Here is a 25,913-nt window from a genome sequence, read left to right as displayed (position 1 = left end):
ACCTCGCCGTTGGGCGGGGTCCCTCTTTTGGTTACAGGTGCAGATATTTTCCGGTGATGCTGGCGGGATCGGCGGCCACCTGCTCCGGTGTGCCGCAGGCCACGATGCGTCCGCCGCTCTCGCCGCCGCCGGGGCCAAGGTCCACGAGATAGTCGGCGTTTCGGATCACATCCAGATCGTGCTCAATGACCACCACAGTGGCCCCGCTGTCAATGAGACGCTGGAACACGCCCAGCAGAGTGCGCACATCCAGCGGGTGCAGGCCGATGGTGGGCTCGTCGAATACAAACACGGTGTCGGCCTGCCCCCTGCCCATTTCGCTGGCGAGCTTGAGCCGCTGGGCCTCCCCGCCCGAAAGGCTGGGGGTGGCCTCGCCCAGAGTCAGGTAGCCCAGCCCCAGGCTGGAAAGGGTCTGCAGCCGGCTGGCCACCAACTTGAGGTCGGCACAGGCGGCAAGGGCTTCGTCCACGCTCATCTCCATCAGGCGGGGCAGGCTCTCGGCCTGGGTGCCGTCCTTCCGGGTGCGGTAGAGGGCGGCAGCATCCTTCTGGTAGCGGGAGCCGCCGCAGTCCGGGCAGGTGATCTCCACATCCGGCAGGAACTGGATGTCCAGGCTGATGGTGCCGGTGCCGTCGCAGCCGGGACAGCGCAGGCGGCCCGTGTTGTAGGAAAAATCGCCCGCCTTGTAGCCTTTCTCCCTGGCAAGGGGGGAGCGGGCGTAGATCTTGCGCAGCTCATCGTGGACATTGGCATAGGTGGCCACCGTGGACCGCACGTTGATGCCGATGGGTGTTGCGTCAATGAGCTTGACCTGCGCAATGCCCGGTGCAGTGATGCTTTCCACATGGGCGGGCAGAGCTTCGCCCTTGGCGGCGGCCTCCAGCGCGGGGATCAGGCTTTCCAGCACCAGCGTGGTCTTGCCGGAACCGGACACGCCGGTCACCGCAATGAGCCGCCCCTTGGGCAGCCGGACTTCCAGCGGCTTGACGGTGTGGATGGCCCGGGTGCGCAGGGTGATGGTGCCCAGCGCAAAGAGCTCCGCTTCCGGGGTGCGGGTGCGGGCCGAGAGGGTGTGCAGGTCGGCAAGGAAGGGCCCGATGCGGGAAGCCGGGCTTTGGGCCACCTGCTCCACAGTGCCCTGTGTCAGGATGGTGCCGCCGTTTTCACCGGCACCGGGGCCCATCTCAATGAGCCAGTCGGCATCCCGCAGGATCTCAGTGTCGTGATCCACCAGCACGATGGAGTTGCCGTCCGCGATCAGATCGTGCATCACGCCCCGCAGGCCCTCGATGTTGGAGGGGTGCAGGCCGATGGAGGGCTCGTCCAGCACATAGAGTACGCCGGTGGTGCGGTTGCGCACCGAGCGGGCCAGCTGCACCCGTTGGCGCTCCCCTGTGGAAAGGGTGGCAGCCTCCCGGTCAAGGGAGAGGTAGCCCAGCCCCAGATCCAGCAGGCGGGCGGCGGTGGCCTGAAAGGACTCGCAGATGCTCTCAGCCATGGGGCGCATCTCCACGGGCAGGGAGGCGGGTACCCCCTCTACCCACTGCACCAGCGTGTCCAGCGTCATGCGGCAGGCATCGGCCAGCCCGATGCCCCGCAGCCGGGGGGCCCGGGCCGCGGCGTTCAGGCGGGAGCCGCCGCACGCGGGGCAGGGGCCCTGCTTCAGGAACCGCTCCACCCGCTTCATGCCCTTTTCATCCGTCACCTTGGCAAGAGCGTTCTCTACGGTATAAACGGCGTTGAAGTAGGTGAAATCCATTTCACCCGCCGCGCCGGTCTTGCTGTTCTGGTAGAGCAGGTGCACCTTTTTGGCGGGGCCGTGGAACACTATGTCACGCTCTTCCGGGGTCAGCTCCCGGAAGGGGACGTTGGTGCGCACGCCCATCTTTTCGGCGATCTCCTTCATCAGCGACCACATCAGGGTCTGCCAGGGCAGCACTGCGCCCTCGTTGATGGAAAGGCTCTCGTCCGGCACCAGAGTGGATTCGTCCACCACCCGCACGATGCCGGTGCCCTCGCAGTCTGGGCAGGCTCCGGTGCTGTTAAAGGCAAACTGCTCCGCGCCCAGCACCGGCACCTGTGCGCCGCACCGGGGGCAGTAGAGCGGGATCTCGGCCGCAATGTTCAGGCTGGGCGGCACCATGCAGCCGCAGGCGGGGCAGGGGTAGTGGGAGAGCCGTGAGAACATCAGCCGCAGGCTGTTCAAAAGCTCGGTCATGGTGCCAAAGGTGGAACGCATTCCGGGCACGCCGGGCCGCTGGTGGAGGGCCAGTGCGGCGGGAACATAGCGGATCTCGTCCACCTGCGCCTTTTCGGCCTGGGTCATCCGGCGGCGGGTATAGGTGGAAAGGGCTTCCAGATAGCGGCGGGAGCCCTCGGCGTAGAGGACACCCAGCGCCAGCGAGGACTTGCCGGAACCGGACACGCCCGCAATGCCGACGATCTTGTGGAGCGGCACATCTACGTCGATGTTCTTCAGGTTGTGCACCCGCGCGCCCCGCACCCGGATGGCGGCGGGGAGAGCGGAACTGGATTCGTGGTTCATCGTGTCTCCTTTCTCTGAATGGGGTCACAAAAGGCTCCCTCACAGGGGAGCCGGAAAGATCATAAACCGAGGGGATTGAACCGCTGGTGTTCGAGCTGGTCGATCACCGCCTGCGCCGCCGGTGCAATGGGGGCGGGCACTGCGGCGGGGCGGCTGAGGTAATAGCCCTGCAGCAGGTCCACGCCCAGACCGATGACGGTGCGCAGCTGGGCCTTGGTCTCAATGCCCTCGGCAATGAGTTGCATACTGCGGGCGTGGGCGTAAGCCACAATGTTGGAGACGATCTGCTGCTTATCACGGTCGCTATCGATCCCGCGCACAATGGAAATGTCGATCTTGATGTACCGGGGCGAGAGCTCCAGCAGGTTCAGCTCGTTGCTGTAGCCGCTGCCGTAGTCATCCAGCGCAAAGGAGCCGGAGAAGCCCGGAACGTTCCGCTTCCGTTCCAGACATGCGCGGTCCAGATCTTCCTGTTCGGTGATCTCCACCACCAGCCGCTTAAGCAGCTCGGGGTAGCGCTGAGCATATTCCTCCACATCCTCAACCGTCAGGCTCACATTGGCGATGGAGTTGATGAAGAGCAGGGCATCGCTCTGGAGCAGGCCCTGTGCCTGCATGCGCTGGAAGATCTCGCTGGAATGGAACACAGTGATCCGCTCGATCTCATACAGGCGGCCCGTCTCATGGGCCAGCTGCATGACCTGAGCGGGGGAGTGCAGGGTAGGCAGATCGACCCGCATGAGGGCCTCGTAGGCTGCGACCCGGCCGCTGCGGGCAGAGTAGATGGGCTGGAAGTGGTAGGACACCAGCTCCTCCTGCAGCAGGAGCTCAAAGTCCTGCTGGGTCTGGGTGGCGTATGCCTCCTGATGGTAGCTGCCGATATCAAAATCACACATGCGGCCCTTGTGGGAATGCTTGACCTGATACATGGCAAAGTCGGCATATTTTTTCAGGGTGAGCAGGTCGTGGCCGTCCGTGGGGTACCAGGCAATGCCGCCCGAGATGCTGATGTGCAGCTGCCTGCCGTTGGGCAGGATGGACACGCTGCGCTGCAGGGCAGCACTCAGCAGCTCCAGCTGGGCGCGGAGCTGTGCCTGATCCCGGTAGCCATAGAAGAAGATCAGGAATTCATCGCCCGAAAGGCGGGAGCAGATGGTGTTGGCGGGCGTGTTGGCCGCAAAGCACTGGCCGGTCTGGCGGATGTACTGGTCGCCCCAGTCATGGCCGTAGGTGTCGTTGATCTGCTTGAGGTTGTCCAGATCCATCATCAGCAGGGCGGCACAGCCCAGCTTTTCGGGCTGCTGGAACAGCGCGTCACAGGCGCGGTCAAAGGCACGGCGGCGGTACAGGCCGGTCAGGGTGTCGTAATCGCGCTCGTGCTCAATGCGCTGCTGCTCCAGCACCGTGGTGGTCATATCCTCAGCAAGACCCACCTCGGAGGCACTTTCACCCATGATATGGGTGATGCGCAGGGTGATGTAGTGGGTGCTGCCGTCGGGCTGGGGGATGGCAAAGACCTTGTTGTTGGCCGGGGACAGGCGGTAGAACCACCGCTGCTCCAGTGTGCCCATCAGGGCGCGGAAAGCCTTTGGCGTGAGCGGATCTGGCTGCTCCTGTGCAAGGCCCAACATGGAGAAGAAGTTGTCGGTCACATAAACGCTGTCATCGCGCAGCTCATAGCCGCCCAGCTCCGCGCTGGCCAATTTCATAATGCGCAAAAAGCGGGTGGAGGAGTCCAGCACGTCTTTGCTCAGCTGGGTGAAGGCGGAGGAGAATTGATCCAGCTCCCGGATGCCGGTGGTGGAAAGATGCGGGATGGCGGAGGAATCCGCTTCGGCAGCGGCTACCTCAGCCGAGAGCTTGGCAACAGGCCGGGCCAGCCGCCTGCTGATCAGCCAGCTGCAAACAAAGCCGACGGCCAGCGTGATCAGCATGATGAAGGAGAACAGCTGCTGCAGCCGCTGGGCGAAAGCAAAGAGCTGCACCGCGGGAACGGAGCCCACGAGAAGCCAGTGCTTGCCCGAGAAAGGGGCGTTCCGGCTGTAGAGGTTCAAGGGGGAGACCGAAGCAATGTAGAGGGCATTGCTGAAGAGGTAGCGGTGGGTATGGGCACTGTGGAGGCGCAGCGTAAGGCTTTCGTCCGCAGAACCCGGCTGCCCGTCGCAGTGGGAACGGAGCACCGGACGCAGCTGCAGTTCAGAGGCAGAGAGCTCCTCCGTATCGGTCACGGCAAGGAAATAGGTGCCGTTGTTCTGCAGCTCAGAGCAGGGCAGGTTCTCCCACAGGTAGTCGGCCAGCAGTTCCACGCCGATCACGCCGTAAACGGTGCCGTCCGGCAGGATCAGGGGCTGGCTGTAGGCAATGGCCTCGTGGGTGTCCCCGGGCACCAGATAGGATTGTGAGGTCCAGTGGCCATAATCGGAGGCGGCAAGGCTGGCTCCGTCTTTATAGGCGGCCTGGAAAGGGGGATAAAGGAAGCCCCGGTTTCCCAGTGCCCGGTAGCGGATGGTGGGGGACCAGCTGTTGTCCGTGGCAATGGAGAGGGACTGCACCAGCTGGGCCGGTGCCCGCACAAAGGTCAGGTCGGCGTTGCGCTGGGAGGGAGCGGCATCCGGGTCAAGATCCCGCAGGTAGATGGCGGGCATGAGGCTGTCCTGCTTCCGCTTGTCCAGATCATGGGTGTTCAGGATAAGGAACACGCCGGTCACCGACTTAATGCGCAGGGTGTTGATAAGCTCCGGCGCGGTGGCTTCCAGCAGGGGATAGGCCGCGTCGCTGCTGCTGTCCAGCGTGTTCAGGCTGATCTCTCCCTCGTCCAGAAGCTGCTGGGTCAGGCCATTGATGGCATCGGAAAGGCTGGTCAGCTCCTGTGCATCGTGGAAGATGGACTGAAGATACCGGCTGCGGTTGTCCACCTGCATGGCAAGGATATCCTCGGCGTTCTGGTTCAGCTGGGGGCCAAGCCGGGTGGCGTGGACGGCAAAGGTCAACAGCAGGAACTCCACCGCCAGCACAGCCAGCAGGGAGAAAAGGATGGTGCCGAAGATAGAATGGCCCGTCTGAGGGGCCTTCTGGCTGTGCGGCTTGTGGTTCTGCATCTGAGGGTCTCTCCTTTTGTGGTTGTTCCAAGGGCATCTCAGCCCGCAAAGGCGCTGAGAGCGGCCAGAGTCTGGTCGTACCAGGCATCAAAATAAGCATCGGTCAGGAACTCGGCTTCGGCTTCCTCGGGGGTCTGCCCGGCAGCCAGCCGCTCCAGCACCGTGGCACGGTCGGCGGTGACAAGGTCCTCCAGCGCGTACTGCAGGGTATTGCGGGCGCGCAGGGCAGCCGGGAAGGCATGGGTGGTGTAGAGCTTGCTGCGATCGATGGCATCAATGGACAGGCTCAGCACCTTGTGGATACTCTCGGAGACCGTCAGGCCGCTGTTCTCAAGGGCAGATATGCTGTTGGCGGCATAGGTCACGGGCATATAGCCGGACTGCACCGAGAACTGCAGGTTGTTTTCCGGCTGGGTGAACCATTTCAGGAAGGCAACGCAGGCGCTGATCTCGTCCTCGGTGCCCGGGATGACTACCATGCCGGCCCCCTGCTGGACGGCCACCGGCTCACAGCCTGCAAAGCTGGGGCAGGGCAGCGCGGCCATCTCGATGCCGTGGCTCTCGGTGTCGCTGGTCAGCACCTGGGTGGGGAAGAAGGAAGCGCTGGAGGAGGAACCGACATAGGCCAGCAGGCTGCCGATCTTGATATCGTCGCTGCGGAACTTGCCGCTGGCACTGCACCAGCCCTTGATGTAGGGGACATAGTAGTTATCCCACAGCCTGCGGAGGGTCGGCTTGTCAAAGTGCAGGGTCATCACGCCGTTCTCGGCATCAAAAATGGTCGTACCCAGTTCCTGTGCGCCGCAGAGCAGGTAATTGGTCAGCGCGTCGCGGCCATACAGGGCCTTGCCGTCGTTGGGCGCAGCCGTCTGGGCATCGGTCCAGTCGTAGTATTTGTGTGCGGCCTCGTTCAGCCCCTCTACGGTGGAAAGATCCGCATAGGTCACGCCCGTGGCCTCGGCAAAGGGGACAAAGTCGGTGACGTTCAGGTAGAGCAGCTCAGTGGATTTTGCTATGGGAAAGACCTTGAGCTCCCCGTTGTTCATCAGGTCACCCTCCTCGAGAAAACCGGCGATATAGGCAGACTTCTCTTTTTCGGTCAGGTAGGGGCTCAGGTCAACGGCAAGGCCCATCTGATCCAGCGTAAAGGCGGTGTCTGCGTAGGAGGAGACGATGTTGGGCAGCTTCTCGGCACCCACCTTGCCCTCGGCGGCGGCCAGCACGCTGGTCTCCAGGTCGTTCACGCTGCCCTGACTGGAGCTTTCGACCCGGATGTTCTTCTCTTTGCCCACGGTGGAGTTGAACTGCTCCACCAGCTGGTTGAAGCATTCCAGCTGATCGCCGTTATAGTAGGTCCAGATCGTGATGGTGGTGGGCAGCTTGCTTCGGCCGCAGGCAGTGCCGCCCAGCGCCACGGCGGCGCACAGCAGCAGACTGACGGCAGAACGAAGGATTCGTTTCATTGACTTATCTCTCCCATTCCGACAAAACGGCTCACGGAAAAGCGGCGCGTCCTGTCGTTTCTGAAATGATACCAGACGAAAACATTGTAACACTTTTTCGGGGCGGGGGCTACTGATTTTTGAAAAAACACCCGAAAGCAGACGAAAAAAGAAAGAATCTCTGGCCTGCGCTTCCATTTTTCGTAAAGTCCGGATATAATACAAGCATAAAATACAACAAAAAGAATGGGAGAGCTTATGGCACAGAAGAAGGACGAGGGCCTGAACGGCAACGAAAAGATCGAACAGGCGGTCTGCCAGTTACAGCAGGAGCCCACACAGGAGCAGCTGGCGCATACCCTGACCGTGATTCGGCGGAGGATGCGGGAAAACGGACAGGTCGTGGTGGCGGTGGAACCGAACCCGGCCAGTGAGCAGATGCAGCTGCGGGTCCTCCGCACGGCCGATGGGGCCAGCTGGTGGTATGCCTTTACCAGCTTTGAAGAGGAGATGAAGGGTGCGGAAGCGGTGCAGTCCACCTTTCTGGTGGAGTTTGAAAAGCTGTTGGATGCCGCACTGCAGGTGCCGGAGATCCAGGGCATCATTCTGAACCCCTGGAACCGCACCATCCAGCTGGACAAGACCCTGCTCCGGATCATCAAGGGATAAGCAAGAAAGGGCCCGCCTGCCGCATTTTGGTGCGCGCAGACGGGCCCTTTTTATATGGTAAAGGAAGAAGGAGAATGGCAGATCAGGCTGCGTCGGTGCGGTCCTTCTTGAGCAGGCTCAGGATCACGGCACCCACCACGCTGCCAGCGGCCAGAGCCACGCAGTAGAGCAGGGCATGATCGACCACGGGGAACACGAAGATGCCGCCGTGGGGAGCGCGCAGGGCGCAGCCAAAGGTCATGGAGAGGGCACCGGCCAGCGCGGCACCGGCCACACAGCTGGGCAGGACGCGCAGCGGGTCGGCGGCGGCGTAGGGAATGGCACCCTCGGTGACGAAGCACAGGCCCATGACGTAGTTCACGATGCCGTTGCGGCGCTCGTCGGGGGTCCACTTCTTGGGGCAGAAGGTGGTGGAGAGGGCAATCGCGATGGGAGGAACCATGCCGCCCACCATGACAGCGGCCATGACCTCGTAGTTGCCGGAGGCCAGTGCGGCAGTGCCAAAGACGTAGGCAGCCTTGTTGAAGGGGCCGCCCATGTCAATACTCATCATACCGGCAACGATGGCACCCAGCAGGACTTTGGAGGTGCCGCCCATGGCGTTGAGACAGTTGGTCATGGCGGTGTTGATCATGCCCATGACCGGGTTGATGCCGCACATCACGGCACCGATGATGAGGATGCCGCCCAGCGGGTAGATCAGCATGGGGCGGATGCCGTTCAGGCTGGCGGGGAGCTTTTCGGTGATCTTTTTCAGGAACTCGACCACATAACCGGCCACGAAACCGGCCAGCAGAGCGGCCAGAAAACCGCCGGAGATGCCGGTGGTCTCACCGTTGGCAAGGCCTGCAAAGTTGGTGCCGTTCATGGCCAGCACGCCGCCCGCAAAGCCCACGGCCAGGCCGGGACGGTCTGCGATGGACATGGCGATGAAGCCTGCCAGAATGGGAAGCATGTAGCCAAAGGCGGCGCTGCCCACCGTCTTGAAGAAGGCGGCGATGGGGGTGTTCATGCCGAAGTTGGAGGGGTCGATGGTGTAATCGTCCAGCAGGAAGGCCAGCGCGATCATAATGCCGCCGCCCACCACAAAGGGCAGCATGTGGGACACGCCGTTCATCAGGTCTTTGTACACCTTGCGGCCAAAGCTGTCGCCGGAGGTCTCCTCCTCGGCAGCGGCAGCACCGCCCTTGGCGTGATACACGGGAACTTCGCCGTGAGCCACCTTTTTCAGCAGCTCCTCGGGCTTGTGGATGCCGTCATCCACCCGGGCAAACAGCACGGGCTTGCCGTCAAAGCGGGCGGTCTCCACATTCTTGTCTGCTGCCACAATGATACCGTCGCAGGCTGCGATCTCGGCGCGGGTCAGCACGTTCTTGGCACCATCGGAGCCGTTGGTCTCCACCTTGGTGGGCAGGTCCAGCTTGTCACCGGCCTTGGCCAGCGCCTCGGCGGCCATGTAGGTGTGGGCAATGCCGTTGGGGCAGGCGGTCACGGCCAGAATGCGGTAGCCGCTCTGGGGGATGGCCTGCTGGGTGAAGCTCTCCTCACCGAACTGGGCCTCCTCCTGTGCGTCGATGATGGCAAGGAATTCGGCGGGGGTCTTGGCGGCCTTCAGTTTTTCCACAAAGTCCTCGTTCATCAGCATCTGCATCATGCGGGCCAGCATATCCACATGCAGGCTACCGTTTTCGGGGGCTGCAATGGCAAAGAGCAGGTCGGTCTTGCCGTCATCCTCGGCGTTGTACTGCACCGGGGTGCTCAGGCGCAGGGCGGCCAGGCTGGGCCGGGTGACCACATTCGTCTTGGCGTGGGGAACGGTGATGCCGTTGTCCACGTAGGTGGAAGCCTCATCCTCCCGGGCGTAGAGCGCCTTCTTGTAGGCTTCTGTGTCGGTGATGTTGCCGTGGGTGGCCTGCAGTTCTACCAGCCGGGAGAGGATCTCGTCCCGGTTGGAGGCCGCAGAATCCAGCTCGATGGACTTTGCGGTGAATAATTCCGTAATGCGCATAAGGGTTCTCCTTTCTATCGTAGCGTCCTCACCCTCTCAGGCCGCTTCGCGTCCAGCTCTCCCAAAGGGAGAGCCCTTGGCAAAACCATCAACATAGCAATGACTGTCAAGACCTCCCACTTTGGGGGAGGTGGCATTGCGTCAGCAATGACGGAGAGGGTGAGCTGTCTTAAATTTGACCAAACAATTCTTCGATCTTTTCTTTCGTTGCCAGCCCAAGGCTGAACGCGGTGGCACTGCCGCAGGCGGTGCCCAGCCTGAGGGCCTGCTCATAGCTGCCGCTTTGCAGATAACCTGCCACAAAACCGGCCACCATGCTGTCGCCTGCGCCCACGCTGTTCACAACCTTGCCCTTGGGGCAGCCGATGCGGTGCACCTCGCCGTGCTCATCCACCAGCAGGGCGCCGTTTCCGGCCATGCTCACCAGTACGTTCCGGGCACCTTTTTCCTGCAGGGCGCGGGCGGCGGCGGTGATCTCTTCGTCCGTTTTCAGCTCCCGGCCCACGATCTCGCCCAGCTCGTGATTGTTGGGCTTGATCAGGAAGGGGTGATAGGGGAGGACGTTGACCAGCAGATCTTGGGTGGCATCCACCACGGCCCGCACGCCGTGGCCCTCCAGCCCTGCCAGCAGCCGCTCGTAGGTGCTCTGGGAAAGGCTCTTGGGGATGCTGCCTGCCAGAACGAGGATGTCGTCAGGCTGCAGGGTGTCCAGCTGGGCTTCCAGCTGCTGCATGGCACTTTCCGGGATGCTGGGGCCTGCGCCGTTCAGCTCAGTCTCGGTGCCTGCCTTGATCTTGACGTTGATGCGGGTCATGCCCTCGGCCAGATGGATGAAATCGGTTCGGAGCCCCTGCGCGGCTAGACCACGCTCCAGCCAGGCACCGGTCTCACCGGCCACAAAGCCCAGAGCCACGCTCTCACAGCCCAGCTCCCGGAGCACGCCGGAAACATTGATGCCCTTGCCGCCCAGCACGCAGTCCTCCCCGGCGGCGCGATTCACTTCGCCCACCTCAAGGGGCCTGTCGAGACGGACCACATAATCGATGGCAGGATTGAATGTAACAGTGTAGATCATACCTCGGTCTCCTTTATCAGAGTGTATTGCCGGTATTTGGGGTTGGGGCACCGGTTCGTCAGGATGGCACCGCTGTGCAGATCACAGATGACGGCGGGGTAGACCTGCGCGAATTTGGTGTCGTCCACCAGGAACCACGCCTCCCGCGCCCGGTGGAGAGCCGCAGCCTTGACGGCGGCCTCCTCGGGGTCTGGGGTGGTGAAGCCGGAACCCAGCGCCACGCCATTGGCCCCCATGAAGGCTTTGGTGAAATTGTACTGCTGGATGGCAGTCAGCGCAGCCGCCCCGATGATGGCCTCGGTCTGGGGCCGCAGCAGCCCGCCGGGCAGGAACACCCGGCAGCCTTTCTGGGCCAGCAGGCGGGCGTGGGCCACGCCGTTGGTCACATAGCTGGCGTTCAGGGCCGGGCCGCTCAGCGCCCGTGCCAGAGCCAGCGTGCTGGAGCCTGCATCCAGATAGATGAAATCTTCCGGCAGGATCAGTTCTGCCGCCGCCTGGGCGATGCTCTGCTTCTGACTGACCGCCAGCTCTTCCTTGGTGGCCATGGTGGGCTCGTCGGTGCGGAAGGGGCTGTCCGGCAGGGTGGCCCCGCCGTGCACCTTGTTCAGTTTGCCCTGCTTGTCCAGCTCGTTCAGGTCGCGCCGGATGGTGGACTCGCTGGCGCTCAGCGCCTCGCACAGCTCCTGCACGGTGGCAGTGCGCTGGCGGGCCAGCAGGTCAAGGATGAGGGCGAAGCGTTCTTCTGCCAACATGAGGAAAGGTCACTCCTTTGATGTTTTGTGATTGAACTTGAAGCTTTATGAAGCTTCCTGTCCTTATTATAGCAAGATTTCAGTCAAAATCAATCACAATGCGCCAGAAATAGCCGACAAAAATCACCTCGGAAAATTGAGCAGGTTGCACAACAACTGGGATACATTTGGCAAACGGCAGCAAGTGTGCTATGATATAAGAAAAATGCAGGAGGAACGCTATGACAAAGCCCAAGATCATCTTTTTTGACATCGACGGCACACTGGTGCCGCTCAAGGAGGGCATCCGCCCCAGAACGGTGGAGGCGCTGCAAAAACTGCGGCAGAACGGCATCAAGCTCTGCATCGCCACCGGCCGCGCTCCCATGGAAGTGCCGAAGTTCGAAGGGGTCACTTTCGATGCGTTCCTGACCTACAACGGCTCCTATTGCTTCACGCCGGAGCGCGATGTTTTCAAAAATCTCATCCCGAAAGCGGACATTGCCCTGCTCCGCCGGAACGCCGAAGCGTTGGGGCGGCCCATGGCGTTGGCCACCAAGGACCGGCTGGCCGCTAACGGCTCCGACCCTGATCTGGCGGAGTATTTTGCCATCGGCGGGGTCGAGCTGGTGATCGCCGACGATTTTGATGCTATGGCGCAGGGCGAGATCTTTCAGGTGCTGATGAGTGGCAGGGAAGCGGAGTACCCAGCCATCCTGAAGGATGTGGAGAACGCGAAGATCGCCGCATGGTGGGACCGCGCCGTGGATATCATCCCGGCCAGCGGCGGCAAGGGCATCGCCGTGGAAAAGATGCTGGAATTCTACGGCATCGACAAGTCCGACAGCATGGCCTTCGGTGACGGCAACAACGATATCGAAATGTTCAGAGCCGTCGGCACCGGCATCGCTATGGCCAACGCCTCTGCCCGGCTGCAAGCCGCCGCCACCGCCCATTGCCGCGATGTGAAGGAAGACGGCATCTATTGGTATTGTGTAGAAAACGGCCTGATATGAAGAGAAAAAGCCGGTGCACTTTCTTGGCGCACCGGCTTTTTTCTATAGGGGAAACTTACTGATTCTGAATGTACTCGTCCATGGCCTTGGCGGCTGCCTTACCGGCACCCATGGCCTTGATGACGGTGGCGGCACCGGTCACGGCATCGCCGCCGGCGTACACGCCCTCACGGCTGGTCTTGCCCTCGTCGCCCTCGGTGACGATGCAGCCGTGCTTGTTGGTCTCCAGACCAGGAGTGGTGGAGCGGATCAGGGGGTTGGGGCTGGTGCCCAGGCTCATGATCACGGTATCCACATCCAGCTCAAACTCGCTGCCCTTCTTTTCAATGGGACGGCGGCGGCCGGAAGCATCGGGCTCGCCCAGCTCCATCTCAATGCAGGTGATGGACTTGACGAAGCCTTCGTCGTTGGCGTGGATCTCCACGGGGTTGCACAGGGTCTTGAAGATGATGCCTTCTTCCTCAGCGTGCTCGACCTCCTCCTTACGGGCAGGCAGCTCGGCCATGCCGCGGCGGTAGACGATGTACACGGTCTCGGCACCCAGACGCAGGGCGCTGCGGGCAGCATCCATGGCCACGTTGCCGCCGCCCACAACGGCCACCTTTTTGCCAGTGCGGATGGGGGTCTTGCTGGTGGGCAGGTAGGCCTTCATCAGGTTGGAGCGGGTCAGGAACTCGTTGGCAGAGTACACACCCTTCAGGCTCTCGCCGGGGATGCCCATGAAGCGGGGCAGACCGGCACCGGAGCCAACGAACACGGCCTCGTAGCCGTACTCGCCCATCAGCTCGTCGATGGTCAGCACCTTGCCGATGACCATGTTGCACTCAAAATCCACGCCCATCTTCTTCAGGCCGTCGATCTCCTGCTGCACGATGGCCTTGGGCAGACGGAACTCGGGGATGCCGTACATCAGCACGCCGCCGGCTACATGCAGGGCCTCGTAGACGGTGACCTTATAGCCCAGCTTGGCCAGATCGCCTGCGGCGGTCAGACCGGCAGGGCCTGCACCGATGATGGCGACCTTGTGGCCGTTCCATGCGGGCACGATGGGGGCGGTGTGGACATTTTCACGGTGCCAGTCGGCCACAAAGCGCTCCAGGCGGCCGATGCCCACGGGCTCGTTCTTGATGCCGCGGGTGCACTTGCCCTCGCACTGGCTCTCCTGGGGGCAGACACGGCCGCAGACGGCGGGCAGGGAAGAGGAGCGGGCAATGACCTGATAGGCGGCTTCAAAGTCGCCCTCGGCCACATGACCGATGAACTCGGGGATATCGATGCCCACGGGGCAGCCGGTCTGGCAGGGCTTGTTCTTGCAGTGGATGCAGCGCTTGGCCTCGTTCACGGCCATCTCTTCGGTATAGCCCAGTGCAACTTCCTCAAAGTTCTTGTTGCGGACGTTGGGGTCCTGGGTGGGCATGGGGCACTTTTTGGGATCCATATTGAAAGCCATCTTACTTTGCCTCCTCAGTCTTGAACAGATTGCAGGCCTTCTCGCGGGCCTTTGCCTCAAAGGGGCGGTACATGGTGCCGCGGGCCATGGCTTCGTCGAAATCGACGAGGTCACCGTCAAAGTCGGGGCCGTCCACGCAGGCAAACTTGGTCTCGCCGCCCACGGTCAGGCGGCAGCCGCCGCACATGCCGGTGCCGTCGATCATAATGGGGTTCATGGAGACGATGCTCTTCAGCCCGTGCTTCTGGCAGGTCTTGACGACGAATTTCATCATGATCAGCGGGCCGATGGTGATGACCAGATCATACTGGTTGCCAGCGGCTACCAGCTCGTCCAGAGCGGCAGTGACCACACCCTTGGTGCCGTAGCTGCCGTCATCGGTCATAATGCGCAGCTCGTCACTGCAGGCGTTGAACTCGTCCTCGAGGATGAGCAGATCCTTATTGCGGAAGCCGATGACGCTGTGGACGGTGCAGCCCTGGTCATGCAGCTCCTTGGCAATGGGCAGGGCGATGGCGCAGCCCACGCCGCCGCCGACAACACAGACCTTTTTCAGGCCCTCGGTCTCGGTGGCGCGGCCCAAGGGGCCCACAAAGTCATGGACGCTGTCGCCTGCGTTCAGGCTGTTCAGCTCCATGGTGGTGCCGCCCACGATCTGGAAAATGATATCCACAGTGCCCTTTTCGCGGTCGTAACCGGCCACGGTCAGGGGGATGCGCTCGCTGTCCTCAAACGGGCGCACAATGATGAACTGGCCCGGCTTTGCCTTTTTGGCAATGAGCGGGGCTTCAATGACCATCTTTGTCACGGTGGGGTTCAGCGCGACCTTTTCAGTGATCTTGTACATTGCGGTTGCTCCTTTTTCTGGCAAAATCTTGGCACAAAAACACGTCTGCCCGCCCGCGCGGCATAGCAGACGTGTTTTTGTGCAACTTTTTGACAAGTTTATTATAACCTCTTTAAGAAGGGAACGCAACCGAATTTTCTTTGTGTCTGCCGCCGCAAAGCTGAAACATTTCGGTTTCGGCTTTGTTTTTGAAAAACAGGCGCAGACAGGCGTGTTTTGCAAAAAGTCTGATTTTTTGGAAATTTGTTGTTGACAAAGCCTGCGTTTTACGCTATAATAGCCAACGTCGCCGGGAGCGAAACCCCGGCAGACCACATGAAATGTGCGGCCGTAGCTCATCTGGTAGAGCGCCACCTTGCCAAGGTGGAGGTAGCGAGTTCGAGCCTCGTCGGCCGCTCCATTTTGTGGAAGTTTAGCTCAGCTGGGAGAGCATCTGCCTTACAAGCAGAGGGTCAGCGGTTCGAGCCCGTTAACTTCCACCATGTGGCCCGGTAGCTCAGTTGGTTAGAGCACCAGCCTGTCACGCTGGGGGTCGTCGGTTCGAGCCCGATCCGGGTCGCTGCTGCTTCTCTGGAAGCAGCTTATATGCCTCTGTAGCTCAGTCGGTAGAGCAGGGGACTGAAAATCCCCGTGTCATTGGTTCGATTCCGATCGGAGGCACTTTATATGCGGCCGTAGCTCATCTGGTAGAGCGCCACCTTGCCAAGGTGGAGGTAGCGAGTTCGAGCCTCGTCGGCCGCTCCAGACAAACAAGCCACTGCAAAACATGATTCGTCGTGTGATGCAGCGGCTTTTTTGTACGTTGAAAGCTTTTTTGGAATTGAAAAAGGAGGGAAAAACGCAGTGATATTCGGCAAGTACATCAACCGGTATTACCTCAAGCATGCTCCCGTGCTGCTGCTGGGCCTTGCCGCCCTGCTGACGGTGGATTACATCCAGCTTTTGATCCCCCAGCTCTACCGGCTGGTCATCAACGGAGTGAACCTTGGCCAGGTGGTGGTGAACGGTGAGACGCTGCTCTTTACCAAAGAGGTGCTGCTGCAGCACATCTGCCTGCCCATGATCTGGATCGTGGTGCTGATGGTCATTGGGCGCTTTTTGTGGCGCATCTGTTTCTTCGGCTCGGCGGTGCGGGTCGCGGCAGACCTGCGGGAGCGGATGTTCGACCACAGCCGCAGGCTGTCCCAGCAGTACTATCAGGTGAACAAGGTCGGCAACCTGATGAGCCTGTACACCAACGACCTGGACACCATTCAGGAGTGCTTCGGCGACGGCGTGCTGATGTTCTTCGACGCGCTGACCCTGGGTCTGCTGGCTCTTTATAAGATGTGGACCATGGACGTGCGGCTGACCCTGCTGGCCCTGATCCCGGCCCTGATCATGTTTGCCATCGGCACCCAGATGAGCAAGGTGATGACCCGGCGCTGGGAGGAGCGGCAGGAGGCCTTCTCCGGCCTTTCCGATTTCGCGCAGGAGAACTTTTCCGGCATTGCGGTCATCAAGGCCTTTGTCAAGGAGTACAAGGAACTGCAGGCCTTCCGGAAGCTGAACAAGGAAAACGAGGAGATCAACGTGACCTACACGAAGATCGCCACCCTGCTGGAGGTGCTGGTGACCCTGTTCGTGGAGTCCGTGGTCTGCATCATTCTGGGTTACGGCGGTTATCTGGTCTATCAGGGCCGGTTCAACGCCGGCCAGCTGGTGGAGTACATCGGCTACTTTGAGGCCATCGTCTGGCCCATCATGGCTGTGTCCATGCTGATCGAAAAGACCAGCCGCGGCAAGGCCTCCCTGAACCGCATCACCGAGCTGCTGGATGCCCCCATCGACGTGGCTGACCGCCCCGGCGTGGCCGACCTGACCGACCCCAAAGGCGGCATCGAGTTCCGCCACCTGAACTTCCGCTACCCGGACGGCGAGTACGATGTGCTGCGGGATATCTCCTTTACCATTGCGCCCGGCGAGAGTGTGGGCATCGTGGGCAAGACCGGTGCGGGCAAGACCGCCCTGGTGGACCTGCTGCTGCGCACCTATAATGTGCCGGACGGAACCCTGTTCGTGGACGGCAGGGATGTGAACAGCCTTTCCATCCACTCGGTGCGCAATGCATGTGCCTACGTTCCGCAGGATAATTTCCTGTTCTCGGACACCATCGCCCACAACATTGCCTTTGGTGTGGACGATGCCACCCCGGAGGACATCGAGCGGGCGGCAAGCATGGCCGATGTGAGGGATAATATCGTGGATTTCAAGGACGGCTACGAGACCGTTCTGGGCGAGCGTGGCGTGACGGTGTCCGGCGGCCAGAAGCAGCGCATCTCCATCGCCCGCGCCCTGCTCAAGGACGCGCCCATCCTGATCCTGGATGACTCCGTCTCGGCGGTGGATACCAGCACCGAGAAGATCATCCTCGATAACCTCAAGAACAGCCGGGCAGGCAAGACCACCCTGCTCATTGCCCACCGCATTTCCACGGTGGAGCGGCTGGATAAGATCATCTTCCTCAACGAGGGCCGGGTGGAAGCCGTCGGCCCCCACGACCAGCTGTATGCTTCCTGCCCGGAGTACCGCCGGATGGTCGATCTGCAGCGGCTGGAGGATGAGACGAAGGGAGGCGAAAACGCATGATGCATCTGAATCCGTTGGTTCTGGTGGGCGCTGTCATCGGCGTGATCACCGCCCTGCTGGTGGCAGCTTATGCCGCCGCCAAGGACAAAAAGACCGCTATGGGCTTTGAGCGCAACATGGAGGACGGCGAGATCATGCGCCGCCTTGCCCGCTATGCCCGGCCCTACCTGAGCAAATTCCTCATCGTGGGCCTGCTGATGCTCTTCTCCATTGCCTACGATATCATTTCACCCCTCATCGTGGGCCGCATCGAGGAGCTGGTGGCCGGGGAGTTTGAACTCCGCACCCTCTTCCTGGGCGTGTCAGTGTATGCAGGCGTGCTGGTGTTCTCCATGGGCAGCACCTACCTGCAGGCCGTGATCCTGCAGCGGGTGGGTCAGCGCATCATCTCCGATCTGCGCGAGGATCTGTTCAGCCACATTGAATCTTTGGCACACGAGCAGCTCAACGAGATCCCCGTGGGCAAGCTGGTCACCCGTGTGACCAACGATACCAACGCCATCTCCATGATGTTCACAAACCTCTTGGTCCAGCTGACCAAGAACAGCTTTGTCATTCTGGGCATTCTGGTGGCCATGCTCTGCCTGAACTACGAGCTGACGTTGATGGTGCTCTGCTTTGTGCCCTTCATCGTGATCTTCACGGTCATCTTCCGCAAGTTCTCCCGCCGCGCCAACCGCAAGCTCAAGAACGCGACCACCGATATCAATACCTATCTGTCCGAAAACCTGTCCGGCATCAAGGTCACCCAGATCTTTGGCCGGGAGGACGAGAAGATGGAGGACTTCCGCCAGAAGAGCCAGAAGCTGGCCCGGGCCAATCAGGAGCAGATCTTCGTGTTCAGCGTGTTCCGTCCGCTGGTGTATATGCTCTATGTCAGCTCGATCCTGTGCCTGTTCTATCTGGGCGGCATGGGTCACCTGAACAATGTCAGCTTTCTGGGGCAGACCATTTCCAGCGGCACCATCGTCACCTTTTATATGTACATCTCCAAGTTCTTTACCCCCATCCAGAACCTGGCCGAACAGTTCAACTGGCTGCAGTCGGCGCTGGCATCGGCAGAAAAGGTGTTCTCCATCATGGACATCCAGCCCAAGATGCAGGATGCCCCCGATGCCATTGAGCTGAACGAGGTGAAGGGCGAGATCGAGTTCCGGGACGTGTGGTTCAGCTACGTTCCCGGCGAGTGGGTGCTGCAGGGCGTTTCCTTCCATGTGGATGCCCGCCAGACGGTGGCCTTTGTGGGTTCCACCGGCTCCGGCAAGAGCACCATCCTCTCCCTGATCTGCCGGAACTACGAGTTCCAGAAGGGCCAGATCCTGATCGACGGCATCGACATCCGCAAGATCAAGATCTCCTCCCTGCGCAGGCACTTCGGCCAGATGCTGCAGGACGTGTTCCTGTTCTCGGGTACCATCCGTTCTAACATCGTTCTGCGGGAAGAGGGCATCCCCGACAGCGAGATCATGGAGGTCTGCCGCTACGTCAACGCCGACAAGTTCATCAACAAGCTGGATCACGGGCTGGACGAAGAGGTGCGTGAGCGCGGCAACAACTTCTCCGCCGGGCAGCGGCAGCTGCTCAGCTTTGCCCGCACCATCATCCACAAGCCCAGCGTGATGATCCTGGACGAGGCTACCGCCAACATCGACACCGAGACGGAGCTGCTGATTCAGGATTCGCTGGAAAAGATGCGCACCGTGGGCACCATGCTCATTGTGGCCCACCGGCTGTCCACCATCCAGCATGCGGACAACATCATCGTGCTGTCCCACGGTAAAATTCTGGAGCAGGGCACCCACCAGCAGCTGCTGGCCCGGCATGGCCGCTACTACCAGCTGTACACCCTGCAATACCACAAGGCGCAGCTGAACGCAGCTGAATAAGCGCAGACAGAAAGGCCGCTGACCTGAGATGGGTCAGCGGCCTTTTCCGTCTGCACCAGGGGTGGAGTCGTCCTCTTCCGGATCGTTGAGGGAACGCAATTAACACTTGCAAAACAGGTGCATCGCTCGTATAATAGAATATGGTAAAATAATAAAAAAGAGAAATGGAAAGGAGGGGCCACAGGATGCAGTGGATCGATGCGCTCGGCTATGAAGAAGTGATGACCTTTCTGCGCAGTACACCGGCGAACCTCTTTTTCAAGGATACGGAATGCCGTTATCTTTTTATTTCGGACGTTAGGACTTTCTTCCCCTACGGAGAAGGGCAGGAAGAGGATGTGCTGGGCAAGACAGATCTGGAGATCTGGGGTAACGAGGAACAGGCCCGTTTTTATTATGAGCAGGACCAGAAGGTGCTTGCCACTGGCAAGGGAACCAGCTTTATCACCGAGGTGCCCCGGAAGGATGGGACGGCATACTATCAGATCAAAAAGAACCCCGTTGTGCTGGAGGGAAAGATCATCGGCATCGTGGGGCTTATTGGTGATATCACCGAACGGGTGCGGCTGGAAAAACAGGCCGAGAACTGGGCCGTCCACGATGACCTGACAGGTCTGTATAACCGCAACTACCTGAAGGTAAAGGGCGCCGAGCAGCTGAAGGAAGCCGTCATGCCCGTCACGATCATTATGGGCGATTGTAACTACCTGAAGCGTGTGAATGATGCCTACGGACACGAGTACGGCGACCTGCTGCTCAAGCGGGTGGGCCGGGTGATCCGGGAAAACCTGCCGCCGGAGAGCGTGGCCCTGCGGATGGGCGGCGATGAATTCCTCATTGCCTGCAGCCATTTTTCTGCAGAAGAGGCCGAACAGCTGATCGAGAGGCTGCACAAGGAGCTGGCCCGCCAGAGCGACGACCGCCTCAAGCTGGATGTTGCCTTTGGATACCACACCGTGACAGAAGGCCCCTTTGATTATACCGCAGTCTACCATGCTGCCGACCGGGATATGTACCGGAACAAGCGCAAAAACCGCTGATCATACGGACGAAAAAACAGCCTCAGCCCGATTTCCCAAGGGCTGAGGCTGTTTTGGTGATCTGTTACATCAGGGCGGTGAGCACCAGCGCGCAGAGAGAGAAAAACGCCATCTGCGGCGGCTTACAGGATCACATTTTTGATGAGCAGGGAAACGCTGCCGTCCGGATCGTGGAGGAATTCCAGCTCGGAATCGGAGTTCAGCAGCTCGGTGGGGATCTTGACCTCGATGCCGTTGGCGGTGCGGATGCTCCGGCTCTCCATCCGGCGGATGCGGGCAGGGGTCACGGTGACAGGAGCAGCGGCCTCTTCCAGCACCTCGCTCTTTTCCACATAGTCATCAAAGGGCACAGCGGCCAGTGGGTATTCCTCGGCCAGCTGCTGGCGCACCTGTTCCACCGATACCTGATTGTCGTTGTCGGCAGCCTGGTTGGCAATGAGCATGGCCACCTGCGCGTCGGCATGGGGCTCGTCCTCATAGGCATCCTTCACAGCCTGTGCGGCGGCCTCCTGAATGGCCTGCAGCTTCTTTTTCTCGGGCTCGGCCTGGGTATACTGGAACACAACAGAGGAGAGGTAGAACTCCTTGTGGCCGTCGATGTCGTATTTCTTTTCCAGCAGGCGCATGGAGTAGTCCGTCAAGTTGACGAGCGCACCCTCCTCCACCTTGCCGCTCTGGGTGGGCAGGCAGGCCCGCTGCTGGATGATGGAGTTGACCGGGGCACCTTCCACGGTCTCGGTGTAGTGGGTGTAGCCGTTTTTATAGTTCAGCTTGAGGATGCCCAACCAGGGCGCGCCGTCCCGGGTGAAATCCACCACGGCCAGGTCCGCCCCGGGGATGGTGGTGTGGGCGTGCATGTAATCGAACAGCACCCCCGCAATGCGGCAGGACAGATCAATGAAATCCTGATTGTGTTCCAGCTCGTTCCGGAAAGCCGAATCCGGCAGGGGGCGGCACTGGCGGATCTCATCGCTGGCCAGCAGCTTTTCGATATGATTCTGTAAGTAGGCGGTCTTTTCGGCAGTCAGCTCCATGCCGCCGCCGCTGAGCACCGGCGCGTCCAGCGTGGTGTCCAGCACATGCAAAATTGCCTGATGGATGATGATCTCCATGGGTCAAAACCTCATTTCCCGGGTGATTGTGATGTTCCTGCCCAGTATAGCACATCCGGAACAAAAAGGCGAGAGGGAGCGCAAAGGCTTGTCAACTGCCGCCTGAGATGCTACAATGGGGCTGACCAAACATCCGGACAAGCCGAAAGGGGAGTGTGTTATGGAATTTCGGGACAAGCCGATGCAGAACCTCATCCGCATCAAGGAAAAGGAGATCTGCAAAAATGTGCAGGAGCTGCTGCTGGACGGTGAGCAGATCGTGGGGGCTTACAAGACCGTGCGCGATCAGGCCGTGTTCACCACCCACCGCATTTTTATGGTGGATATGCAGGGGATGACCGGTACCCGGCAGGAGATCTTTGTGCTGCCCTACCGCAAGATCCTGCATTACGGCATCAAGACGGCAGGCTTTGGCGACCCGCTGCAGACCTCAGAGCTGACGGTCTGCTTTGCGGATGAGCACGAGGCAAAGTTCGGCTTCATCGGGCAGGATGAGCTGCTGGCGGTGGCACGGGCCATCAGCCGGTGCATCCTGTAACAGAACAAACGTAAAACGCCCGTTCCGGCTTCTGACCCCGGAGCGGGCGTTTTACATTGCTGTAATATGCGAAAAAAGGAGAATGTCGAAGGGTCAGCAGGCGGCGCGCTCTCTGCGGCCGGCCTCGAGCATGTAGTGCAGGAAGCCGGTGACATCAGCAGGGTCGGTGACAGAGATGTCAAAGCCCTTGGAGGGAGCGTCCATCATCTGGAACAGCTCGGTGGCGGCGTTGTCCTTTTTCAGGTCACAGGTCTCGCCATTGGCCAGGTGCAGGAGCACACTGCCGCGGCTGGCGGCTACCTGCTGCATGAAACGGTCTTTATCAAGATACTGGATGCGAAGCATAAAAATACCTCCCACAAAGAAATGTTTTATTCTGGAAGAGTCCCCCGGGCCAGGCTGCCCGTGGGGAACGCTTCTCGGGAACCGGATCAAGCCGCGCCGGGGGTTGTTTTCCGCCCCCTGCGGTGTTATACTGTGCTTGCTGGTTCTGATGAAATAATACCACGAAACCGGCACGATAGATAGAACAAAAACACCCGATTTGTACAATAAAATCGGCATTGACAAAAAATATTCAAAGTATTGCGGAAAGGAATTGTTCAATATGGCGTTTCAGACAAGCTGTGTCTCTGCTGCCAATATCGTTACCGGGCTGACCTTCCAGCAGGATGTTGTGGCCGATGCCGAGGGGCGGGAAATGGTCCAGCATGGCAGCGCCCTGTTCCCCATTGCCTGCTACGCGGAGAACCTGAAAAGCTATTCGGTGGCCTGGCACTGGCACGAGGAGTTTGAGTACATACTGGCCATGAAAGGCCCCCTGACGGTGGACGTGAACAAGACCCGGGTGACCCTGCAGACGAATCAGGGCGTGTTCCTGAACTCCGGCATCCTCCACGCGGTGGAGCATGCGGAAAAAGGGGAGGCCCTGCTTCACTCGGGTGTGTTCCACCCCCGGCTGGTGGGTGGAATGGACACCATCTTCTGGCAGAAGCTCATCCGACCCATGCTCCAGCCGGATGCCCCGGCGTTTTTTCTGCTGGATGGGGCTGTGCCCTGGCAGGCGCAGGTGCTTGCCTGCCTGCGGGAAGCCTGGCAGGCGGTTGCCGTGGAGCCCTTTGATTACGAGAACCGGGTGCGGTATTATCTCTCTGCGGCGCTGCGGCTGCTGAGCACCCAGTGCGTGGGCGGCAGGACCAAGGTCTCCCAGCAGGAGCAGATCGCCGCCGAGCGGATGAAGCAGATGCTCCGCTTTGTGGAGGAGCACTACGCCGAGGAGCTGACCGTGGAACGCATCGCGGCCAGCGTGGCCCTGAGCGAGAGCGCCTGCCTGCGCAGCTTCCGGCAGATGCTGGGCATCACGCCCATCCAGTATGTCAAGCAGTTCCGGGTGGAGAAGGCCGCCGAGCTGCTCCGTTCCACCCGGCTCAAGACGGGCGAGATCGGGATGGAGTGCGGCTTTGCAGATGGCAGCTACTTCATCAAGACCTTCCGGGAGATCAAGCACTGCACACCCAAGGAATACCGCGCAAAATTCTGCTGAAATGTCTGAGATAGAAACAGGAGGAAATGATCCCCATGCAGCACAGTCTGACCCAAGGACCCATTACAAAGAATATCCTGCTTTCTGCCACGCCGCTGGGTGTTACCGGCATCTGGCTCAGTGTGCCCATCGGCTGGGCACTGGCAGATGCCATCGGCATTGGGTATTATTTGAAGAAGAGTGCTTGCAAAAATGACGAAGCTATGGTAAGATAAAGAAAAGAACACCATGGAAAGAGAGTGTGCACGATATTGGAGAACCGACTGGTGAGTTTTACGATGGGTGGAATGGCCTTTGAGTATGACGAACAAAAGAACCAGATCAATATCCGCAAGCATGGTCTTTCCTTTAAAAGTGCGGCTCGTGTGTTCTTTGACTATGACCGCATTGAGTTTTATGATGACACACACAGCGATGAAGAGCCGCGTTATGATACGATCGGTGATACTTCCGCAGGTAAAGTTTACTGTACGGAGGGAAATACACTGATCGGCAAGGTAAACGAGATCCTGTTTGTGGTGTATACAGAGCGCATCCGTGTAGAAGAAAACGGAGAAAAAACGGATGTGACACGGCTGATCTCAGCAAGACTGGCAACGAATTTTGAGAGGGGGCTCTATTATGGTAAATGTGAATAAATTGTCCGCAGAGATGCAGAAAGAGCTGGCTTTCACAAAAGAAGAGCTGGCAGAGCTGGAACAGGCTAAGAAAATGCCCATTACTTTTGATGAGGATTGCCCGGAAACGACTCCGGAACGTGCATTGAAGTTCCGGCGTGTCAACCCGCCCCGGAGCGTAAACGCCCACGGCGCATAACTCAAATAAGGAAATATCCCCCGCTGCAAAGCGTGTTATGGCACGTCTGCAGCGGGGGATATTGTTTTTTCTGGGGTTTGAGGTGATTCGGGCGGGGGCTTATTCCCCCACGGCGGGGATGTTCTGCATCGTCCAGAGGAGCTTCTGGACATCCACGCTGCCCATGTGGGTGGGCTCCTCACCCAGACGGAGGAAATCGGTCTGCTGGGCGGTAACAGTCTGCCACTGGGGCAGGTCTGCTCCGTTGGGGTCGCCGGTCTTGGCAAAGTTGGTCAGGTAATCCACCATCTGAGCGCTGAGGGCGGTGTCCTTCTCAGTGAAGGGCCGCCAGCAGTGAGCCAGCGTGCCAAACCAGTACCACAGGTCGCTGGAATGCCAGGCACCACGGTCATCACCGGGGAGCTGGCGGTCGAAGAACCAGCCGTAGCTGTCGGCGTTCCGGGCGCACCAGTCCTGAGCCATCTGGTAGAGGTAGGGCGGAACGATATCCTCACTGGTGAAGCCGATGAGGTAAGGGATATGGTGCTGTTCGTCGGCAGCCAGCGTCTCAGGGCCGGTCTTGACCTGGAAACGGCCATCCACCACGGGCTCACAGCCCATACCCTTGAACTGGGGCTGGGTGCGGACGGCATCCCAGGCTGCAAACAGTCTGGCGGGGGCGAGGGCACGGAACTCGGCCAGCGTGCTGCACCCGGCGGTCTCCATGACCTGCTTCCAGAACGGGTAGTGGGCCTCAGCGGGCTTGGCCGTCAGCATCTGGCTCACGCCGCCGCCGCTGCTCATCACAGCCTTGGAGAACAGCCCCCTGGTGATGGGGGAGAGGACGAGCTGCTGGACGCTCATGGCACCGGCGCTCTGGCCCATGATAGTGATGTTGTTGGGATCGCCGCCAAAGGCAGCGATATTGGCACGCACCCACTGCAGGGCCGCCAGCTGATCCAGAAAGGCATAGTTGCCGGTGGATCCGGCCTCCTCAGCCAGCTCGGGCAGGCAGACAAAGCCCATGGGACCGAGCCGGTAGTTGATGGTCACAGCCACGCAGCCTTTGGTGGGCCAGACGGGGCCGTCGAAGTGCTTCTCGTGGCCGCAGCCGCCGGTAAAGCCGCCGCCGTGAATGTAGAAGATGACCGGCAGTCTGTCCCCGGGAGCTGCGTCAGCAGGGGCCCAGATGTTCAGGAACAGGCAGTCCTCGCTGTAAGTGTAAGTCTCGCCCTTGCGGAACTCGTTGTAGTAGAAGGCTTTTCCGGGTGCGGCGGCTTCGTCATAGAAGGCGCGGGGCTGGTAGCAGCAGGCACCGTATTGGGCGGCATCATAGACACCGTCCCAGTGGGTGACGGGGACAGGGAACTCCCACCGCCCGGCGGTGGCGTAGCGAATGCCCTTGTAAGCGGCAATGCCCGGCCACTGGCAAGCCGTGCCGGAGATCACGCCGCAGGGCGTAGTGCGCTCAAAGCTCATGGGGGAAACCT

21 protein-coding genes and 5 tRNA genes are annotated in these 25,913 nt (G+C 60.3%); 15 read left to right on the top strand and 11 right to left on the bottom strand.

Going from position 1 to position 25,913, the window contains the following annotated elements; all coding sequences use genetic code 11:
• Positions 1-31: 31 nt before the first annotated feature.
• From P0G09_RS04110 to P0G09_RS04100, 3 genes are read right to left on the bottom strand one after another with little or no spacing between them, the layout of a single operon-like run.
• A complete protein-coding gene (locus tag P0G09_RS04110) occupies positions 32-2,545 on the bottom strand; it encodes an excinuclease ABC subunit UvrA (protein ID WP_275252008.1) in 2,514 nt (837 codons plus the stop codon).
• A gap of 59 nt (positions 2,546-2,604) precedes the next feature.
• Positions 2,605-5,643 carry an EAL domain-containing protein gene (locus P0G09_RS04105; RefSeq protein WP_275252007.1) on the bottom strand — a complete coding sequence of 1,013 codons (3,039 nt, stop codon included), beginning with the start codon at positions 5,641-5,643 and terminating at the stop codon, positions 2,605-2,607.
• Between the two features lie 38 nt (positions 5,644-5,681).
• Positions 5,682-7,106 (bottom strand): extracellular solute-binding protein, encoded by a 1,425-nt coding sequence (locus P0G09_RS04100; RefSeq protein ID WP_275252006.1) that lies wholly within the window; start codon positions 7,104-7,106, stop codon positions 5,682-5,684.
• Between the two features lie 237 nt (positions 7,107-7,343).
• Here P0G09_RS04100 and P0G09_RS04095 point away from each other — a divergent pair, with 237 nt between their 5' ends.
• A complete protein-coding gene (locus P0G09_RS04095; RefSeq protein WP_275252005.1) occupies positions 7,344-7,754 on the top strand; it encodes an SseB family protein in 411 nt (136 codons plus the stop codon).
• A gap of 82 nt (positions 7,755-7,836) precedes the next feature.
• On the opposite strand, the gene P0G09_RS04090 is transcribed toward P0G09_RS04095, so the two are convergent.
• From P0G09_RS04090 to P0G09_RS04080, 3 genes are all read right to left on the bottom strand, one after another.
• On the bottom strand, positions 7,837-9,762 hold the full coding sequence (locus P0G09_RS04090) for a fructose-specific PTS transporter subunit EIIC (RefSeq protein ID WP_275252004.1): 1,926 nt from the start codon (positions 9,760-9,762) through the stop codon (positions 7,837-7,839).
• 169 nt (positions 9,763-9,931) lie between these two features.
• A complete protein-coding gene (gene pfkB, locus P0G09_RS04085) occupies positions 9,932-10,837 on the bottom strand; it encodes a 1-phosphofructokinase (protein ID WP_156058280.1) in 906 nt (301 codons plus the stop codon).
• Complete coding sequence (locus tag P0G09_RS04080) at positions 10,834-11,589, bottom strand: DeoR/GlpR family DNA-binding transcription regulator (protein ID WP_156058279.1); 756 nt, start codon at positions 11,587-11,589, stop codon at positions 10,834-10,836. Before P0G09_RS04080 ends, pfkB begins: the two co-directional genes overlap by 4 nt.
• A 221-nt stretch (positions 11,590-11,810) precedes the next feature.
• Between P0G09_RS04080 and P0G09_RS04075 the strand changes: the two genes are divergently transcribed.
• Entirely contained in the window at positions 11,811-12,584 is a 774-nt protein-coding gene (locus tag P0G09_RS04075) for a Cof-type HAD-IIB family hydrolase (RefSeq protein WP_117504836.1), read from the top strand.
• Between the two features lie 55 nt (positions 12,585-12,639).
• On the opposite strand, the gene gltA is transcribed toward P0G09_RS04075, so the two are convergent.
• On the bottom strand, positions 12,640-14,034 hold the full coding sequence (gene gltA / locus P0G09_RS04070; protein ID WP_156058277.1) for an NADPH-dependent glutamate synthase: 1,395 nt from the start codon (positions 14,032-14,034) through the stop codon (positions 12,640-12,642).
• A 1-nt stretch (position 14,035) separates the two neighbouring features.
• Entirely contained in the window at positions 14,036-14,881 is an 846-nt protein-coding gene (locus P0G09_RS04065; protein ID WP_035393563.1) for a sulfide/dihydroorotate dehydrogenase-like FAD/NAD-binding protein, read from the bottom strand.
• Between the two features lie 324 nt (positions 14,882-15,205).
• Between P0G09_RS04065 and P0G09_RS04060 the strand changes: the two genes are divergently transcribed.
• From P0G09_RS04060 to P0G09_RS04025, 8 genes are all read left to right on the top strand, one after another.
• Positions 15,206-15,281: transfer RNA gene (locus P0G09_RS04060), tRNA-Gly, on the top strand.
• Between the two features lie 6 nt (positions 15,282-15,287).
• Positions 15,288-15,363, top strand: a tRNA-Val gene (locus tag P0G09_RS04055).
• 3 nt (positions 15,364-15,366) lie between these two features.
• Positions 15,367-15,440, top strand: a tRNA-Asp gene (locus tag P0G09_RS04050).
• A gap of 28 nt (positions 15,441-15,468) precedes the next feature.
• Positions 15,469-15,541: transfer RNA gene (locus P0G09_RS04045), tRNA-Phe, on the top strand.
• 8 nt (positions 15,542-15,549) lie between these two features.
• Positions 15,550-15,625, top strand: a tRNA-Gly gene (locus P0G09_RS04040).
• A 99-nt stretch (positions 15,626-15,724) separates the two neighbouring features.
• Positions 15,725-17,509 (top strand): ABC transporter ATP-binding protein, encoded by a 1,785-nt coding sequence (locus P0G09_RS04035; protein ID WP_275252003.1) that lies wholly within the window; start codon positions 15,725-15,727, stop codon positions 17,507-17,509.
• Complete coding sequence (locus P0G09_RS04030) at positions 17,506-19,395, top strand: ABC transporter ATP-binding protein (RefSeq protein ID WP_275252002.1); 1,890 nt, start codon at positions 17,506-17,508, stop codon at positions 19,393-19,395. Before P0G09_RS04035 ends, P0G09_RS04030 begins: the two co-directional genes overlap by 4 nt.
• 185 nt (positions 19,396-19,580) lie before the next feature.
• Positions 19,581-20,435, top strand: a complete 855-nt coding sequence (locus P0G09_RS04025; protein ID WP_275252001.1) for a GGDEF domain-containing protein — start codon at positions 19,581-19,583, stop codon at positions 20,433-20,435.
• Between the two features lie 122 nt (positions 20,436-20,557).
• Here P0G09_RS04025 and P0G09_RS04020 read toward each other — a convergent pair whose 3' ends face one another.
• Positions 20,558-21,547 carry a nucleoid-associated protein gene (locus P0G09_RS04020; RefSeq protein ID WP_005932044.1) on the bottom strand — a complete coding sequence of 330 codons (990 nt, stop codon included), beginning with the start codon at positions 21,545-21,547 and terminating at the stop codon, positions 20,558-20,560.
• A 160-nt stretch (positions 21,548-21,707) separates the two neighbouring features.
• Here P0G09_RS04020 and P0G09_RS04015 point away from each other — a divergent pair, with 160 nt between their 5' ends.
• Positions 21,708-22,085: a PH domain-containing protein gene (locus P0G09_RS04015; protein ID WP_035393789.1), complete on the top strand. Its 378-nt coding sequence runs from the start codon at positions 21,708-21,710 to the stop codon at positions 22,083-22,085.
• Positions 22,086-22,178: 93 nt separating this feature from the next.
• On the opposite strand, the gene P0G09_RS04010 is transcribed toward P0G09_RS04015, so the two are convergent.
• Positions 22,179-22,430, bottom strand: coding sequence for a hypothetical protein (locus tag P0G09_RS04010; RefSeq protein ID WP_154277306.1), 252 nt, complete (start codon positions 22,428-22,430; stop codon positions 22,179-22,181).
• Positions 22,431-22,692: 262 nt separating this feature from the next.
• Here P0G09_RS04010 and P0G09_RS04005 point away from each other — a divergent pair, with 262 nt between their 5' ends.
• From P0G09_RS04005 to P0G09_RS03990, 4 genes are read left to right on the top strand one after another with little or no spacing between them, the layout of a single operon-like run.
• Positions 22,693-23,628: a helix-turn-helix domain-containing protein gene (locus P0G09_RS04005; protein WP_215697626.1), complete on the top strand. Its 936-nt coding sequence runs from the start codon at positions 22,693-22,695 to the stop codon at positions 23,626-23,628.
• 35 nt (positions 23,629-23,663) lie between these two features.
• Positions 23,664-23,843, top strand: a complete 180-nt coding sequence (locus P0G09_RS04000) for a hypothetical protein (protein ID WP_275252000.1) — start codon at positions 23,664-23,666, stop codon at positions 23,841-23,843.
• A 51-nt stretch (positions 23,844-23,894) separates the two neighbouring features.
• Positions 23,895-24,266 carry a BrnT family toxin gene (locus P0G09_RS03995; RefSeq protein WP_317393588.1) on the top strand — a complete coding sequence of 124 codons (372 nt, stop codon included), beginning with the start codon at positions 23,895-23,897 and terminating at the stop codon, positions 24,264-24,266.
• The gene (locus P0G09_RS03990; RefSeq protein WP_156070624.1) at positions 24,250-24,444 is read left to right on the top strand and encodes a hypothetical protein; all 195 of its coding nucleotides are present in this window, start codon (positions 24,250-24,252) and stop codon (positions 24,442-24,444) included. Before P0G09_RS03995 ends, P0G09_RS03990 begins: the two co-directional genes overlap by 17 nt.
• A gap of 99 nt (positions 24,445-24,543) precedes the next feature.
• Here the strand turns inward: P0G09_RS03990 and P0G09_RS03985 are convergent, their stop codons facing one another.
• Complete coding sequence (locus P0G09_RS03985) at positions 24,544-25,902, bottom strand: carboxylesterase family protein (RefSeq protein ID WP_275251999.1); 1,359 nt, start codon at positions 25,900-25,902, stop codon at positions 24,544-24,546.
• Positions 25,903-25,913 lie beyond the last annotated feature (11 nt).

It is taken from the genome of Faecalibacterium sp. DFI.5.82, assembly GCF_029076575.1.
Classification (GTDB): domain Bacteria; phylum Bacillota; class Clostridia; order Oscillospirales; family Ruminococcaceae; genus Faecalibacterium; species Faecalibacterium duncaniae.
Note: the sequence above shows the minus strand (reverse complement) of the source record. Positions and strands in the feature narration are given on the sequence as shown.